General features: G+C 71.0%; 15 protein-coding genes and 1 pseudogene. 9 read left to right on the plus strand and 7 right to left on the minus strand.

Annotated elements, in window-relative coordinates:
• Window positions 1-277 precede the first annotated feature (277 nt).
• The gene (locus JK361_RS17630; RefSeq protein ID WP_201818844.1) at window positions 278-2233 is read right to left on the minus strand and encodes a streptophobe family protein; all 1956 of its coding nucleotides are present in this window, start codon (window positions 2231-2233) and stop codon (window positions 278-280) included.
• A gap of 241 nt (window positions 2234-2474) precedes the next feature.
• On the opposite strand from JK361_RS17630, the gene JK361_RS17635 reads away from it, so the two are divergent.
• On the plus strand, window positions 2475-5039 hold the full coding sequence (locus JK361_RS17635; protein WP_201818851.1) for an ABC transporter ATP-binding protein/permease: 2565 nt from the start codon (window positions 2475-2477) through the stop codon (window positions 5037-5039).
• Window positions 5040-5127: 88 nt separating this feature from the next.
• Here JK361_RS17635 and JK361_RS17640 read toward each other — a convergent pair whose 3' ends face one another.
• On the minus strand, window positions 5128-5874 hold the full coding sequence (locus tag JK361_RS17640; RefSeq protein ID WP_201818858.1) for a transglycosylase SLT domain-containing protein: 747 nt from the start codon (window positions 5872-5874) through the stop codon (window positions 5128-5130).
• Window positions 5875-6173: 299 nt separating this feature from the next.
• Window positions 6174-6299 (minus strand): annotated as a pseudogene (locus JK361_RS41275) (S-adenosylmethionine:tRNA ribosyltransferase-isomerase); the annotation flags it as partial.
• Window positions 6300-6418: 119 nt separating this feature from the next.
• Between JK361_RS41275 and JK361_RS17645 the strand changes: the two are divergent.
• The 4 genes from JK361_RS17645 (at window position 6419) to JK361_RS17660 (ending at window position 9037) form a co-directional block, all read left to right on the plus strand.
• The gene (locus tag JK361_RS17645; RefSeq protein ID WP_201818860.1) at window positions 6419-7564 is read left to right on the plus strand and encodes a GAF domain-containing sensor histidine kinase; all 1146 of its coding nucleotides are present in this window, start codon (window positions 6419-6421) and stop codon (window positions 7562-7564) included.
• Complete coding sequence (locus tag JK361_RS17650) at window positions 7557-8198, plus strand: response regulator (RefSeq protein ID WP_201818862.1); 642 nt, start codon at window positions 7557-7559, stop codon at window positions 8196-8198. The genes JK361_RS17645 and JK361_RS17650 overlap by 8 nt, the downstream gene beginning before the upstream one ends.
• A 169-nt stretch (window positions 8199-8367) precedes the next feature.
• Window positions 8368-8613: a chaplin gene (locus tag JK361_RS17655; RefSeq protein WP_201818927.1), complete on the plus strand. Its 246-nt coding sequence runs from the start codon at window positions 8368-8370 to the stop codon at window positions 8611-8613.
• A gap of 184 nt (window positions 8614-8797) precedes the next feature.
• Window positions 8798-9037 carry a chaplin gene (locus JK361_RS17660; protein ID WP_201818864.1) on the plus strand — a complete coding sequence of 80 codons (240 nt, stop codon included), beginning with the start codon at window positions 8798-8800 and terminating at the stop codon, window positions 9035-9037.
• Between the two features lie 87 nt (window positions 9038-9124).
• Here JK361_RS17660 and JK361_RS17665 read toward each other — a convergent pair whose 3' ends face one another.
• On the minus strand, window positions 9125-9913 hold the full coding sequence (locus JK361_RS17665) for an Rv1486c family protein (RefSeq protein ID WP_201818866.1): 789 nt from the start codon (window positions 9911-9913) through the stop codon (window positions 9125-9127).
• A gap of 151 nt (window positions 9914-10064) precedes the next feature.
• Between JK361_RS17665 and JK361_RS17670 the strand changes: the two genes are divergently transcribed.
• The 3 genes from JK361_RS17670 to JK361_RS17680 all read left to right on the plus strand — a co-directional run bounded on the left by JK361_RS17670 (window position 10065) and on the right by JK361_RS17680 (window position 12424).
• Entirely contained in the window at window positions 10065-10862 is a 798-nt protein-coding gene (locus JK361_RS17670) for an ABC transporter ATP-binding protein (RefSeq protein WP_201818868.1), read from the plus strand.
• Between the two features lie 60 nt (window positions 10863-10922).
• On the plus strand, window positions 10923-11354 hold the full coding sequence (locus JK361_RS17675) for an NfeD family protein (protein ID WP_201818870.1): 432 nt from the start codon (window positions 10923-10925) through the stop codon (window positions 11352-11354).
• A 122-nt stretch (window positions 11355-11476) separates the two neighbouring features.
• Window positions 11477-12424 carry an SPFH domain-containing protein gene (locus JK361_RS17680; protein WP_201818872.1) on the plus strand — a complete coding sequence of 316 codons (948 nt, stop codon included), beginning with the start codon at window positions 11477-11479 and terminating at the stop codon, window positions 12422-12424.
• Between the two features lie 120 nt (window positions 12425-12544).
• On the opposite strand, the gene JK361_RS17685 is transcribed toward JK361_RS17680, so the two are convergent.
• From JK361_RS17685 to JK361_RS17695, 3 genes are all read right to left on the minus strand, one after another.
• A complete protein-coding gene (locus JK361_RS17685; RefSeq protein ID WP_201818874.1) occupies window positions 12545-13051 on the minus strand; it encodes an HNH endonuclease in 507 nt (168 codons plus the stop codon).
• A 168-nt stretch (window positions 13052-13219) separates the two neighbouring features.
• On the minus strand, window positions 13220-13759 hold the full coding sequence (locus JK361_RS17690) for a YbhB/YbcL family Raf kinase inhibitor-like protein (RefSeq protein WP_201818876.1): 540 nt from the start codon (window positions 13757-13759) through the stop codon (window positions 13220-13222).
• 43 nt (window positions 13760-13802) lie between these two features.
• Complete coding sequence (locus JK361_RS17695; RefSeq protein ID WP_184972246.1) at window positions 13803-14585, minus strand: sporulation protein; 783 nt, start codon at window positions 14583-14585, stop codon at window positions 13803-13805.
• 100 nt (window positions 14586-14685) lie between these two features.
• Here JK361_RS17695 and JK361_RS17700 point away from each other — a divergent pair, with 100 nt between their 5' ends.
• Window positions 14686-15336 carry a DNA-3-methyladenine glycosylase gene (locus JK361_RS17700; protein WP_201818878.1) on the plus strand — a complete coding sequence of 217 codons (651 nt, stop codon included), beginning with the start codon at window positions 14686-14688 and terminating at the stop codon, window positions 15334-15336.
• The last annotated feature ends 324 nt before the right edge of the window (window positions 15337-15660 follow it).

A 15660-nucleotide genomic window follows, 5' to 3' on the forward strand; every position in this document is an offset into this window, starting at 1 on the left:
CGGCGGACACCGTCCCGCCTTCACCACGAGCGTGCCACGGCGGGCCGACGACGGCGATCCCCGGGGACCAGAGCGCGTACGGATCCCGTCGGCCGCGCCCAGCTGGTCATGCGGCCCGACGCGCGTGCCGAGCCCTGGCCGTCCCGGCCTGGCGGGCGTGCCGATCCCTGGTCGTCGCGGCCTGGCGTGCGTACCGGTCCCTGGCCGTCCCGGCCTCGCGTGCGTGCCGATCCCTGGGTACGGGTGCCGGCGTGCGTGCCGATCCCTGGCCGTCCGCTCAACCGCGCCGGCCGGGCTCTCCGGGCGGGGGCGGGGGAGGCGGGGGTCCGTCGTCCGACGTCCGGGGCTCGCGTTCACCCGGGCGCGGCGACGGCCGCCTCCGGGGTGGTGGGGGAGGACCGAGGGAACCGGCGATGGTCGGCGCGCCGTACACGTCCTGTCCCGCCGCGGGCGGCCAGATGTCCCGCGGTTCCTCCGGCGTCCGCAGATACGGATTGGTGTCGGGGTTGGGCGGCCGGTACGGGCTGCCGGGCACGTACGGCCCGGCCCCCGCCCCGCGCCCGACGAGCCCGGCGGCACCCCCACCGCCCTGCCCGGCGATGCCCCCGCCGCCCTGCCCGGCGGCACCGCCACCGCCTGGCCCGGCGATGCCCCCGCCGCCCCGCCCGGCGGAGTGGCCGTACTCGTCGTACCCGAAACCCCCGGCTTCCGCCCGTGACACCCATGCCTCACTCGCGGCGTCACCTCGTCCCACTCCCCGGACCCCGGCCGGCCCGGCGCCTCCCGGCCCGGCGGCCACCGCAGCCGCGGCCACCGCAGCCGCGGCCACCGCAGCCGCGGCCACCACGGCCGCGCGCGCCGCCCGTGTTCCCGCCGCCCCGCTCGTCCACGCCAGCAGTGCTCCCACCGCTCCGGCGCCCGCACCCCAGGCGGCGCCCAGGAGCAGCGCCATGCCGAGCCGGCCGTGCAGCTCGATCCCCGCGCCGAAGGCGTCGAAACCGAGGACGGACAGGCCGGCGTCCACGGACACGTCCGTCAGCCAGGCGAGCAGAGGCAGGGCGAGCGCGGTCGCGACACCCAGCCGCAGCGCGCACCGGCCGGTGAAGCCGAGGACGGTGTCGGCGTACCGGAGGACCGGGGTACGGGCCGCCGTCAGCACCCCGGCCAGCAGGATCATCAGCACCGCGGCCACCGCCAGCAGCCACACCCGCCCGTCCAGACCGGCCAGCCGGCCCACCGTCACCGGCTGGTCGGACCGCCCGGCGAGGAGCTGGTCCAGCGGGTGCGGGAGCACGGTGCCGAGGAGGCCGGTCGCCCTGCCGTCCCAGGGGACGAACAGACCGAGGGGCACGCCGAGCCAGACCCCGTTCGGCGCGCCGAGGAGCGCCGCGCCGGCGATCCGCCGCGGGTGGTCGTCGCCGATCGCCGCGTACGCCCCCGCCGCGAGCCCCGCCGCCACGGCGACCAGCAGGACGGTGACGAGCGCCGAGACCGCGGGGCGGACCACCCGGTGCACGACCGCCCAGCCCGGCGGCAGGGGAGCGCGGCGGGCGGCGAGCAGCGCGATCAGCAGGACGCCGGCGCACCAGCCGAGGCCGCCGAGGAGCGTGGCCGAGGTGTCCACGGTGAACCCGACGGCAGCCTTGGCGTCGATCAGGTCTCCGATCCGGTCCGGCAGCAGCCCGCTCACGTCGCCGAGACCGGGGAGACTCAGTCCGCCCCCCGTGTCACCGCCGCCCGGCAGCTTGTCCAGGCCCAGTGAGCCGCCGTCGATGGTGACGACGTCGTGGCCGGCCCACGCGAGACCGCCGAGCACCGCCGTGAAGAGCACGGCCACCGAGCCCGCGCGCGCCAGGAGTTCGGCCGGAGCTATCACAACTCCGGCCGCGCGCAGGGACCGTAGGAAGAACCACGACAGGAGCAGGGCCCCGACCAGGCTCACACCGAGTGGCGTGATCTCGACGGCTGTGTGAGCCTCGGCTCCTTTCAGGCCGAAAGCGGACACATCACCCGCCGGGGAGACCGAACCACCCGCCCCGAGCGCCACAACGGCCGCCGTCATCGGGCCGAGTGACCCCGCGGAGTCCGCCTGGAGCAGATGCAGACCGAGCGCGGCCGTGGCCGCCATACCGGTCAACGCCCAGCTCACGGCGGCGATCGCGGACAACAGGATGTGTCCCCAGGGCAGCGGCGCACGGTGCCGCGCGGTCCCGACGTCCGTGCCAGCACTCATGGCAGACCCCCCGATCCACGCCGCGGCGCCGATGGCCGCGCTTGTCCCCCTCGCGGTGATTACCACTTTCCGGCCCGGTTTCAACCCCGTCAACAGGGCGAGTTGGAGCGCGTGCCGGCGTCCTTGGCAAGGCCCGGGTTTCGGTCAGGGGGCGGAGCCTGAAATAGTTCCCCACGATGTTCGACATCCCTAGACTCCCTGTGATGGGGGCAACTCGGGGGACAACTCAGTGGGGCATGGAGTGCCGGAACTCGTACTCGAAACAAACGGACGTACCTGGACACTTGATCCGTCCAGGGCATATATCCTCGGACGCGATCCGCAGGGGGACATCGTCTTCGACGACGCCAGGGTGTCCTGGCGGCACGCCACGGTCAGCTTCAACGGCCGCAGTTGGGCGATCGAGGACCATGGCAGCACCAACGGCACGTTCGTGCAGGGCCAGCGGATCCAGCACATGGAGATCGTCCCCGGCTCGGCGCTGCACCTCGGCAACGCGACCGACGGACCGCGGCTGAGCCTGTCGGCGGCTGCGGCCCCGGTCGGCGGCCCGGACCAGCAGCAGTCGGCGCCGTACGCGGCCCAGGGCGCCGGTGCGCCCGGCTGGGCCCAGCAGGCGGCTCCGCAGCAGGCCGTGCCGCACCAGGCGCCGGCGCATCAGCAGGCCGTCCAGGCGGGCTGGCAGCAGCCGCCCGCGTTCCCGCAGCAGCAGGCCGGTCCCGCCGACCAGTACGTGCAGAAGACGCCCGGTGGCGGCGCGGGGGCCCCGCCGGTCTACGGCGACCGCAGCCCGACCACGTTCCACCAGTTCGCGCTCGGCCGCGTGATGCGCATCGGCCGTGCCCTGGAGAACGACCTGGTCGTCTCGGACCTCCAGGTCTCCCGGAACCACGCAGAGTTCCACGCCACGCCCGACGGCCGGTTCGAGATCCGCGACCTCGGCTCGCACAACGGCACGTACGTCAACGGCCAGCCGATCGCGAAGGGCGGCTCGGCGCTGCTCGGCCCGAGCGACATCGTCGGCGTCGGCCACTCCACGTTCCGGATCGTCGGCGACCGCCTCGAGGAGTTCGTCGACACCGGTGAGGTCTCCTTCTCGGCCCGCCATCTGACCGTCACGGTCGACGGCGGCAAGCAGATCCTCAAGGACGTCTCCTTCGGCGTCCCCGAGAAGTCGCTGATCGCCGTGATCGGCCCGTCCGGCTCCGGCAAGTCGACCCTGCTCAAGGCGCTCACCGGCTATCGGCCCGCCAACCAGGGCGAGGTGCTCTACGACAACCGGAACCTGTACAAGCAGTTCGCCGAGCTGCGGCAGCGCATCGGTCTGGTCCCGCAGGACGACATCCTGCACAAGGAGCTGAGCGTAAAGAAGGCCCTGAAGTACGCGGCCAAGCTGCGCTTCCCGGCCGACACCACGGCCCAGGAGCGCGACGCCCGCATCGACGAGGTGCTGCGCGAGCTGAAGCTCGACATCCACAAGGACAAGAAGGTCACGTCCCTGTCCGGCGGTCAGCGCAAGCGTGTCTCGGTGGCCCTGGAGCTGCTCACCAAGCCGTCGCTGATCTTCCTGGACGAGCCGACCTCCGGTCTCGACCCGGGCATGGACCGTGACGTCATGCAGTTGCTGCGCGGCCTCGCCGACGACGGCCGTACGGTCCTCGTCGTGACCCACTCGGTGGCCGAGCTGGCGCTGTGCGACAAGCTGCTGGTGATGGCGCCGGGCGGTGCGGTCGCCTACTTCGGCCCGCCGGAGGAGGCGCTGAACTTCTTCGGCTACGACAGCTGGGCCGACGTCTTCTCCGCCTTCGAGAACTACCGCGACTACGACTGGGCGGGCCGCTGGAAGGGCTCGCAGCACTACCAGATGTACGCCGCGGAGATCGACGCGATCGCCCCGCAGTCCGTACCCATGCCTCCGCCGCAGGCGATGAAGCCGCCCAAGCCGCAGGGCTGGGGCTCGCAGCTGATGACCCTCATCCGGCGCTACGTGTCGGTGATCGCCTCCGACAAGGGCTTCCTGGCACTTACGGTGATCCTGCCCGCCGTGCTCGGCGCGGTCAGCCTGCTGATCGACTCGGACAAGGGCCTGCTGGTCAACCCGGTCAACCCGCGCACCCATGTGCCGATCCCGAACGGCACGGCGACCACCGTGCTGCTGATCCTCGCGGTCGGCGCCTGTTTCGCGGGCGCCGCGAACTCCGTGCGTGAGCTGATCAAGGAACGGGTCATCTACGAGCGGGAGCGGGCGACCGGCCTGTCCCGGTCGGCGTACCTGATGTCCAAGGTGGTCGTGCTGGGCGCGGTCACCGTGCTGCAGGGCCTGATGGTCGGCCTGATCGGCTTCTCCAGCCGGGAGATCCCGAAGGAGGGGCTCGTCCTCGGCGGCTCCACGCTGTTCGAGCTGTGCCTGCCGATCATGGCGCTCGGCTTCACCTCGATGATGTTCGGCCTGGTGATCTCCTCGCTGGTGAAGACCGCCGAGAAGACCATGCCGCTGCTCGTGATGTTCGCGATCATCCAGGTCGTCTTCACCGGCTGCCTCTTCACCCTGCACGGCACCGTCGGCGTCAACGAGTTCTCGTACCTCATGCCGTCGCGCTGGGCGGTCGCCGCGGCCGGTGCCACGCTGGACTTCAACAACATCGCCCCGAACACCGACGACCCGGGCAGCACCGACCCGCTGTGGGACCACGCTGCCTCGGCCTGGGGCATCGACATGGTCGCGCTGATCGTGCTCGGTGTGGTCTGCGGCTTCCTCGTGTCCCGCTTCCTGCGCCGGCACGAGCCGGAGGTCATGCGGAAGTAACCGCGTCACCGCGTCCGGACGACGTGAAGGGCGGCATCCCCCCGAGGGGTGCCGCCCTTCCGCGCCACGTCAGAGGTCCGCGCCGACCTCAGTACGCGCTGTTCACGTTGTCGATCGAACCGTACTTGTCGGCCGCGTAGTTGGCGGCGGCGGTGATGTTGGCGACCGGGTCGTAGATGTTCCAGGACGTGCCGGGGACGTGGTACGCGCTGAAGGTCGGCGGGATGACCTGGAGCAGGCCCTTCGACGGGATGCCGTTGATCGCGTTGATGTCCCAGTTGTTGATCGCCATGGGGTTGCCGGACGACTCCCGCATGATGTTCTTGTGCAGGCCGTGGTAGCTGCCCGGGATGCCCTTGGCCTTCATGATGTCCAGCGCCTGCCGGATCCAGCCGTCGAGGTTGTTGGCGTACGTCTTCGCGGCGACCGGCTGGATCTGAAGACGCTGCGTGGAGCGGGCGGCGGCCTGCTGGACGGCGTGCTGCTGCGCGGCCTTCTTCACGGCGGCGGCCGCGGCGGCCTTCTTCGCGGCGGCGTCGGCGGCCTTCTTGGCGACTGCGGCGTCGGCGGCCTTCTTCTGCGCCGCGATGGTGTCGAGCTTGACGTTCTCGGCGGCGAGCCGGCCGGTGACCGTGCCCTTGACGTTCTTCAGGACCGTGCCCGTGACGACCTGCGGAGCCGTGGCCGGGGCACCGGTGGTGACGGTGTCGGCGTTGCTGGGGGCGGCCGAGAAGGCGAGCGCCGCGGTGCCGAGGGCGGCGACACCGGCGACGGCGATCTTGCGCTGCTTGGTCAGCGTACGACTATGAGCACGGCTGAGGATGTTCTTGGGCATGGCTGATGGACCTCTTCGAGTAGCGCGGAGGTCGCTCCTGCGTCCGCCGGGGGAATCGGCTCCTCCCACACGAACGCCGCGGCTCGAAACCCGCGGCGCTGAGCGACGGAAGCCATTCTTAGCGGGCGCAAAATGCCCAGGCAAAGGTGTGACGTACTATCCTCGATAGTGGATCAGGGAAGGGCAAAATAGGACAGACGGGACCATCATTCCCGTTCATGTGGGAGGGTTTATCTCCTATGCCCTTTCGTACGTGATGTGGGCCCTATGCGCGGGGTCACATAGAACCTGACACCCTCTCACCGCCCGTTGCCATCGCAATGCTCTGCGTGAGCACCCTCCTCCGGGAGGATGAGAGAGACCTCGCCGAACTCGTGCCACAGGTACAGCTCGCGCAGAGCCTCCTCGTACGCACGGTCGACCGCCGGCGGCGACACCGCCGTCCCGGACCGGGGACTACGCCGCCAGACCTACGGCGAGCGGACCGGTCCCCGCCGTCACGGGCCCGATCCGCGCCGTCACACCCCGCCGGTACCGTGAGGACATGAGTCAAGGCCCCCGGTCCGGCCTCGCCGCGGTGAGTTCCGCGCTGCTGGCCATGAGCAGGCACCTGGAGGTGCGTGACGTCCTCAAGACGATCGTTGCCTCCGCCCGCGAGCTGCTCGACGCGCAGTACGCCGCCCTCGGCGTCCCCGACGACCACGGCGGCTTCGCGCAGTTCGTCGTGGACGGCGTCAGCGACGACCAGTGGCGTGCCATCGGCCCGCTCCCGCGCCAGCACGGCATCCTCGCCGCGATGCTGCACGAGGCGAAGGCCGAGCGCCTCGCCGACGTGCGCAGGGACCCCCGCTTCGAGGGCTGGCCGGACGCCCACCCCGACCTGGTCGACTTCCTGGGGCTGCCGATCAAGGACGGCGAGGAGGTCCTCGGCGCACTTTTCCTCGCGAACAAACGCTGTCCCAAGCCGGAGGGCAGCTGCGGCTTCACGCAGGAGGACGAGGGACTGCTCGCCATCCTCGCCCAGCACGCCGCCATCGCCCTCACCAACGCCCGCCTCTACGAGCGCAGCCGCGAACTGACCATCGCCGAGGAACGCTCCCGCCTCGCCCAGGAACTGCACGACGCCGTCAGCCAGAAGCTGTTCTCCCTGCGCCTGACCGCCCAGGCGGCGGCCGCGCTCGTCGACCGCGACCCGGCCCGCGCCAAGGGCGAACTGCACCAGGTGGCCTCCCTCGCCGCCGAGGCCGCCGACGAGCTGCGCGCCGCCGTGGTGGAGCTGCGGCCCGCCGCGCTGGACGAGGACGGTCTGATCGCCACCCTGCGCACCCAGACACAGGTGCTCGACCGCGCCCACACCGCCCGCGTGACCTTCACCAGCAACGGCTTCCGCGCCCTGCCCGCCTCCCAGGAGGAGGCCCTGCTCAGGGTCGCCCAGGAGGCCCTGCACAACGCACTGCGGCACTCCGGGGCCGCCCACGTCGACGTGAGCGTGGAGCGGCGCGGCGGCGGCGCCGTCCTGCGGGTCACCGACGACGGCGACGGCTTCGACCCCACGGCGGTCCGCCGCGCCGGACGCCACCTCGGACTGGTCTCGATGCGGGACCGGGCCGGCGGCGTCGGAGGCGCGCTGACCGTGGAATCGGCGCCCGGCAAGGGCACCACGATCGAGATGGAGGTCCCCGGTGGCTGAACCGATCAAGGTCCTGCTGGTCGACGACCACCAGGTCGTCCGCCGGGGCCTGCGCACCTTCCTGGAGGTGCAGGACGACATAGAGGTCGTCGGCGAGGCCGCCGACGGCGCCGAAGGAGTCGAACGCGCCGAGGAACTGCGGCCCGACATCGTCCTCATGGACGTCAAGATGCCGGGCATGGACGGCATCGACGCGCTGCGCCGGCTGCGCCAGCTCGGCAACCCGGCGCGCGTGCTCATCGTCACGAGCTTCACCGAGCAGCGCACGGTCGTCCCGGCCCTGCGCGCGGGCGCCGCGGGCTACGTCTACAAGGACGTGGACCCCGACGCCCTCGCCGGCGCCATCCGGTCCGTGCACGCCGGGCACATCCTGCTCCAGCCGGAGGTCGCCGACGCCCTGCTCTCCCAGGAGGAGGCCAACGGAACCCACGGCCGGGGGAGCGCGCTCACCGAGCGGGAGCGCGAGGTGCTCGGCCTGATCGCGGACGGCCGCTCCAACCGCGAGATAGCCCGCGCCCTCGTCCTGTCCGAGAAGACCGTCAAGACGCACGTCTCCAACATCCTGATGAAACTCGACCTCGCCGACCGCACCCAGGCCGCGCTGTGGGCCGTACGCCACGGCGTGACCGGTTGAGACGCCCTGCCCAACGCCTCACGCACGACAACACGGAGGGTCACGGCCCAGGCCGAGATTCATACCGTCGTGGGAATGTCACCCGGATGGCGCACCCTCCGGTGATCTCCGCCGTTCTCCAGTGCGTGTCGCGGCGATCGCCGCGGTGAACGTCCAGGAGGGGCAGACAGTGAAGAACCTGAAGAAGGCAGCGGCCGTGACGATGGTGGCCGGTGGCCTGGTGGCCGCCGGTGCGGGCATGGCCTCCGCCCACGGGGGAGCCCACGCCGACGGCGTGGCCCACGGCTCGCCGGGCGTCGGCTCCGGCAACGTCGTCCAGGTCCCGGTGCACGTCCCGGTGAACGCCGTCGGCAACAGCGTGAGCGTCATCGGCGTCCTGAACCCGGCCTTCGGCAACCTGGGCCTCAACCACTGAGGTCCGGCCGACGACGACACCAGGCCCTCCGGACACCCGGCCGGGGGGCCTGTCAGGTTGTCGTCCGACTGGCCCGAACGGGCGCTGGACCCCGGGGTGTCCGTACCCCCGCGGGGGCTCCCGCGTTGATCAGCACACGACCCACGGTCGGGTCGGACACGCACACGCAGGAGGAATCCGTCCCATGAACATCGCCAAGAAGGCCGCGCTCGTCATGACCGCCGCGGGCATCGCCGCCGGCGCCTCCGCCGGTGCCGCCGTCGCCGACGCGGGAGCCCAGGGCGCGGCCGTGAACTCCCCCGGCGTCGCCTCGGGCAACGTCGTCCAGATCCCGGTGCACGTCCCGATCAACGCCGAGGGCTTGTCCGTCAACGTGATCGGCCTGCTGAACCCCGCGTTCGGCAACACCGGCGTCAACGGCTGACGGCCGGCCGGCACAGGGGCCCGGGACCGGCGCCCCCGGGGAGACCACCCCGGGCGACGCGAACACGCCGGACCGGGCCCCGACGGCCTACCGCCCCCCGCGCTCCCGCTCCTCCACGAACGAGTTGTACGCCGCCACCTGCGCCCGCCGGGCCGTCCGCTCCACCGGCCGCAGCGCCTCCCCCCGCGCCGCCATCTCCGAGGCGCTCACCGCACCCCCGTGCCCGCGGTCGTACGCCAGCGACACCAGCAGCCCCACCCGCTGCGCCAGCTCCAACACCCGCACCGCACGCGGCGGATATCCCGGCGCCAGCACCTCCCGGCCCCGCTCGGCCCGCGCCCGGTACGCGTCGATCGCCGCCTCCGCCACCGGCCCGGACCCGGCGACGTCCAGCTTCGCCAGCACCACGGTCGCCTCGCGCAGCGCCTCCGCCAGCTCCCGCTCGGCCTCGCCCAGCGAGGGGACGTCGGCCGGCGGAGCCTCCCGCACCGGCAGCACGTGCCAGACCACCTCGGCATGCACATCACCCTCGGGCCCGGCCTCGTACAGCCGGGGCACCAGCCCGAACGCGGCGCCGTGACAGACCGCCGCCTCCTCGGCCTCCAGCGCCCGCGCATTGAACTCCGGCGGACCGCTCAGCCCCAGCGGATGCCCCGGGGCGGGCAGCGCCACCCGCAGACCGGTCACGCCCAGCGTGCGCAGCCGCCCCAGGGCGAGCGACAGCCCGACCGGCGCGGACTCACCGGGCAGCCCCTCCACCCGGTGCACCGCGTCCTCGCCCACGATGGCGAGTACGGCGTCATCCGGAGAGGCAAATCCGGCCAAAAGGGCGTTTCCCCAAGCGGCGAGGCGTCCTGAACGCGGTTCCGTGAGCATGCCCCCACCCTAAGGACCGGACCGATGGAATGGAGCGGGGCACTCGTGGCGTAGATTTCATGAGGGCTGCGCCCACCGGCGCGGCGGACCCGAGCCACAGGCGTACGCGACAGCCGAGACCGGCCACACTGCAAGGGGAGACAACGCGCTCATGAGCGATGTTCTGGAGCTTCAGGACGTATCCGTGGTCCGTGAGGGCCGGGCTCTGGTGGACCAGGTCTCCTGGTCGGTGAAGGAGGGCGAGCGCTGGGTCATCCTCGGCCCCAACGGCGCCGGCAAGACCACCCTCCTGAACGTCGCCTCCAGCTACCTCTACCCCAGCAAGGGCGACGCCACCATCCTCGGCGAGACCCTCGGCAAGCCTGGCACCGACGTCTTCGAGCTGCGCCCGCGCATCGGCGTGGCCGGCATCGCCATGGCCGAGAAGCTCCCCAAGCGCCAGACCGTCCTCCAGACCGTCCTCACCGCCGCCTACGGCATGACCGCCGGCTGGCAGGAGGAGTACGAGGCCGTCGACGAGCAGCGCGCCCGCGCCTTCCTCGACCGCCTCGGCATGACCGAATACCTGGACCGGAAGTTCGGCACCCTCTCCGAGGGCGAGCGCAAGCGCACCCTGATCGCCCGCGCCCTGATGACCGACCCCGAGCTGCTCCTGCTGGACGAGCCCGCCGCCGGCCTCGACCTCGGCGGCCGTGAGGACCTGGTCCGCCGCCTCGGCCGGCTCGCCCGCGACCCCATCGCCCCCTCGATGATCATGGTCACGCACCACGTCGAGGAGATCGCCCCCGGCTTCACCCACGTCCTCATGATCCGTCAGGGCAAGGTCCTCGCCGCCGGCCCCGTCGAGCTCGAACTGACCTCCCGTAACCTCTCCCGCTGCTTCGGCCTCCCGCTCGTCGTGGAGCAGGTCGGCGACCGCTGGACCGCGCAGGGGCTGCCCCTCTCCTGACCCCGGCGCCCTCCCGGTCGCGCCCTGTCCGCCGCCCGACCGCGGCCCTACCATGACCGTGTGAACGACATCGACGCATGGGTGTGGTGGCTCGTCGGCGCGGCGGCACTCGGAATCCCGCTCGTGGTCACCGCGATGCCGGAGTTCGGCATGCTCGCGGTGGGGGCCGTCGCCGCGGCGGTCGTCTCCGCCCTCGGCTTCGACACGGTCATCCAGGTCCTCACCTTCGTCATCGTCTCCGTCGCCCTCATCGCCGTCGTCCGGCCCATCGCGGCCCGACACGGCAGACAGCGCCCCCAACTCGCCACCGGCGTGGAGGCGTTGAAGGGCAGACAGGCTGTCGTACTGGAACGCGTCGACGCGTCCGGTGGCCGTATCAAGCTCGCCGGAGAGGTCTGGTCGGCCCGTGCCCTCGACACCGGCCGGGCCTACGAAGTCGGCCAGGAGGTGGACGTCGTGGACATCGAAGGGGCCACCGCCATCGTCCTCTGAGACAACTCACCGCGAACGACTCACGAGTTGCGCGACGGTCTGTCAGACTCGACCAGCAAGATCTTCAACAGTCATGAGATCTGCCGAAGGCGCCGAAGCGGAGAAGGGTACGGGGAACGACGATGGAACCGGTCATCATCGTCTTGATCATCCTGGTGGTGTTGGTCTTCATCGCCCTGATCAAGACCATCCAAGTCATTCCACAGGCCAGCGCGGCCATCGTGGAGCGCTTCGGCCGCTACACGCGGACACTGAACGCGGGCCTCAACATCGTGGTCCCGTTCATAGACACCATCCGCAACCGCATCGACCTGCGCGAACAGGTCGTACCGTTCCCGCCGCAGCCGGTGATCACCCAGGACAACCTGGTCGTGAACATCGACACGGTCATCTACTACCAGGTCACCGACGCCCGGGCCGCCACCTACGAGGTCGCCAGCTACATCCAGGCGATCGAGCAGCTGACGGTCACCACCCTGCGCAACATCATCGGCGGCATGGATCTCGAACGGACGCTGACCTCACGCGAGGAGATCAACGCGGCCCTGCGCGGGGTCCTGGACGAGGCCACCGGCAAGTGGGGCATCCGCGTCAACCGCGTCGAGCTGAAGGCCATCGAGCCGCCCACCTCCATCCAGGACTCGATGGAGAAGCAGATGCGCGCCGACCGCGACAAGCGCGCCGCGATCCTCCAGGCCGAGGGTGTCCGGCAGTCCGAGATCCTGCGGGCAGAGGGCGAGAAGCAGTCCCAGATCCTGCGCGCCGAGGGTGAGGCCAAGGCGGCCGCCCTGCGCGCCGAGGGCGAGGCCCAGGCCGTCCGTACGGTCTTCGAGGCCATCCACGCCGGCGACCCGGACCAGAAGCTGCTCTCCTACCAGTACCTCCAGATGCTCCCCAAGATCGCCGAAGGCGATGCGAACAAGCTCTGGATCGTTCCCAGCGAAATCGGCGACGCCCTCAAGGGCCTCTCCGGCGCGGTGGGAAACTTCGGTCCTCTGGGCGGCGGTTCGGGCAGCAACGGCTCGTCGGGCGGCGGCGCGGAGCGTCGCGAGAAGCCGGACATCGACTAGCCGGACCAGAGGGCACGAACGGAGCGCCGGGCTCTCCCGCGCCCCTCAGGGGCGCGGGGTGCGCGATCGACCACGAACAACCCGCGACGGACGCACCGCCCGCAGCCCTGCGGCGAACGGTCAGGCGGCGTCCCGGGCCAGCCAGTCGGGAAGGGCCGCGAAGTCCTCGGCCCCCAGCGCGAGCAGCATCGCATCGGCCGGCGTCGGTTCGAACGGCTCCCTCAGCAGAGTCATCCCCGCCTCCTCCGGAGTCCGGTCGGCCTTCCGGTGGTTGTCCTCCGCGCACGCGGCCACCGTGTTCAGCCACGTGTCCTGCCCACCGTGCGACCGTGGCAGGACGTGGTCCACGGTCGTCGCCCGGTGACCGCAGTACGCGCACCGGTGCCGGTCCCGGACCAGCACACCCCTCCGCGACCACGGGGCTTGTCTTCGGAACGGCACCCGTACGTACCGGCACAGCCTGATCACCCGGGGCGCGGGTATGTCCACATCGGCACCGCGCATGCGCAGTTCGGGATGGGCCTGTTCGACCACGGCCTTGTCCTGGAGCACCAGGACCACGGCTCGGTTCAGAGTCACCGTCGACAGCGGCTCGAAGCTCGCGTTCAGGACCAACGTGTCACGCATCCAGCCCACCTCCCGTGTGCACCTGCCCACCCCCCGGCGGGCTGGGGTCAACTCTGGACGGGCGCGCCGAGATGGACAACGCAATAAAAAATGCCCGCCTCCGATCACTTCCAAGACCGGAGGCGGGCAAACGTTCCATGAACGCTCGGCTGAATCGTGGCGGTGCGGTCAGCCCTTCGCGGGGTTCTCGTACTCACCGATCAGCTGGGCGCGCGCGATGGTGTGGAACCGGAGATTGAAGCCGACGACGGCCGGAGAGACGTCCGCGTCCGGGCCCAGCTTCTCCTGGTCCACGGCGTACACCGTGAAGACGTACCGGTGCGGTCCGTCCCCGGGCGGCGGAGCGGCACCGCCGAAGTCCTTCGTCCCGTAGTCGTTCCGCACGTGCACGGCGCCCGCGGGCAGCCCTTCGAACTTGCCGCCGCCCGCACCCGCCGGCAGCTCGGTCACCGAGGCCGGGATGTCGAACAGGACCCAGTGCCAGAACCCGCTGCCGGTCGGCGCGTCGGGGTCGTAGCAGGTCACGGCGAAGCTCTTGGTCCCGGCCGGGAAGCCCTCCCAGCGCAGCTGCGGCGAGGTGTTGCCCTCCGCATGGACCTGGGCGCTCTTGAGCGTGGCACCCTCCTCGACGTCCTCGCTCGTCACCGTGAACGACGGCACGGGCGGATGGAAGTCGTGGGGGAGCGGCCGCCGCTTGAGCTCGGTCACCTCGGTACCTCCTGATCGGTTACGGAATCAGCAGTTCCCGAGCCTAGAACCAGTTGCGCTTGCTGCCGACCTCGGACAGCCACTGGTTGAGGTATGCCGCCCAGTCGGTCCCCTGCCAGTCGTTCAGACCCACCTGGAAGGAGCGGTAGGTGTCCGAGCCCTCGCTGAACAGACCCGGCTTCTTGTCCATCTCCAGGACGACGTCCATCGCGTGCTCGTCGGCCACGAAGCTCAGCTCGACCTGGTTCAGGCCCCGGTACTGCGACGGCGGGAAGAACTCGATCTCCTGGTAGAACGGCAGCTTCTGCCGCGTACCGCGGATGTGGCCGCGCTCCATGTCCGCGTTCTTGAAGCGGAAGCCGAGCTGGATGAAGGCGTCCAGGATCGCCTTCTGCGCCGGCAGCGGGTGCACGTTGATCGGGTCCAGGTCACCGGAGTCCACGGCCCGCGCGATGGCCAGCTCGGTGGTCACACCGATGTGCATGCCCCGCAGCGACTGGCCGTCGATCATGGTGACCGGCGTCTCCCAGGGGATCTCCAGCCCGAACGGCACCGCGTGCACGGCGCCCGCCTGAAGCTCGAAGGCACCGCCGAGCCGCACCTTGGTGAACTCGATGTCCTGCTTGTACTCCTGGTCGCCGCTCTCCACCTCGACCTTGGCCTGAAGGCCGACGGAGAGTCCCTCGATGGCCTGGTTCACGGACCCGCCCTGGATCCGCACCTCACCCTGGACGACACCACCCGGCACGACGTTGACCTCTGTCAGGACCGTCTCGACGGACGCCCCGCCGGCACCCAGGCTCGCGAGCAGCTTCTTGAACGCCATGGCACTCCCTTTACGAATGAACCCTCGACCCGTACAAACGCGATCCGCCCGCAACCGGTTCCGCCGGCGCGGTGCCTCGTCTGGACTACCCTCGGAGGGCATGATCGCGCCCCCGGACCGTACGCCACTGCCCCGCGCCTTCTTCGACCGCCCGGTCCTGGAGGTGGCCCCGGACCTTCTCGGCCGCATCCTGGTCCGGACGACCCCCGACGGCCCGATCGCCCTCCGCCTCACGGAGGTGGAGGCCTACGACGGCCCGAACGACCCCGGTTCGCACGCCTACCGCGGCCGCACCGCCCGCAACGCCGTGATGTTCGGTCCGCCCGGACACGTGTACGTCTACTTCACCTACGGCATGTGGCACTGCATGAACCTGGTCTGCGGACCCGAGGGCCGGGCGAGCGCCGTCCTGCTCCGTGCGGGCCAGGTGGTGGAGGGTGCCGAGCTGGCCCGGAAGCGACGTGTTTCGGCCCGTAACGACAAGGAACTGGCCAAGGGGCCGGCCCGGCTGGCCACGGCGCTGGAGGTCGACCGGGTGCTGGACGGCACGGACGCGTGCGACTCCGGCGAGACGCCCCTGAGAATGCTGACGGGCACACCGGTCCCCTCCTACCAGGTGCGCAGCGGTCCCCGGACCGGTGTCGCCGGCGAAGGCGGGGACGGTGACCTGCACCCGTGGCGCTACTGGGTGGACGGCGACCCGACCGTCAGCCCCTATCGGGCGCACGTACCCCGGCGCCGCCGAAGTTGACTCGGCCTCCCGAGGTGCGTAATGTATCCCGAGCCGCTGAACCGGGTACGGCGATCGCCTGCAGCCGGAGCGGCCAACCCACTACTTAGTTACAACCCCTCAGCGGGGTCGCTTCTGGCGCGTCCGTGTGCCCGAATTCGAACTCGCGGGACTCGATTATGAGTCGCCGAGGGAATCAGCTAACGTAGTGAATGTCGAAAGGCCGGAGGCGAAAGCCGAAAAGCCCGTAGACAAAACCCGCCGACCGGGAATCGGACGCCGAAAGGATCTGATAGAGTCGGAACCGCCGGAAAGGGAAACGCGAGAGCGGGAACCTGGAAAGCG

It is taken from the genome of Streptomyces musisoli (assembly GCF_016741855.1).
GTDB lineage: Bacteria > Actinomycetota > Actinomycetes > Streptomycetales > Streptomycetaceae > Streptomyces > Streptomyces musisoli.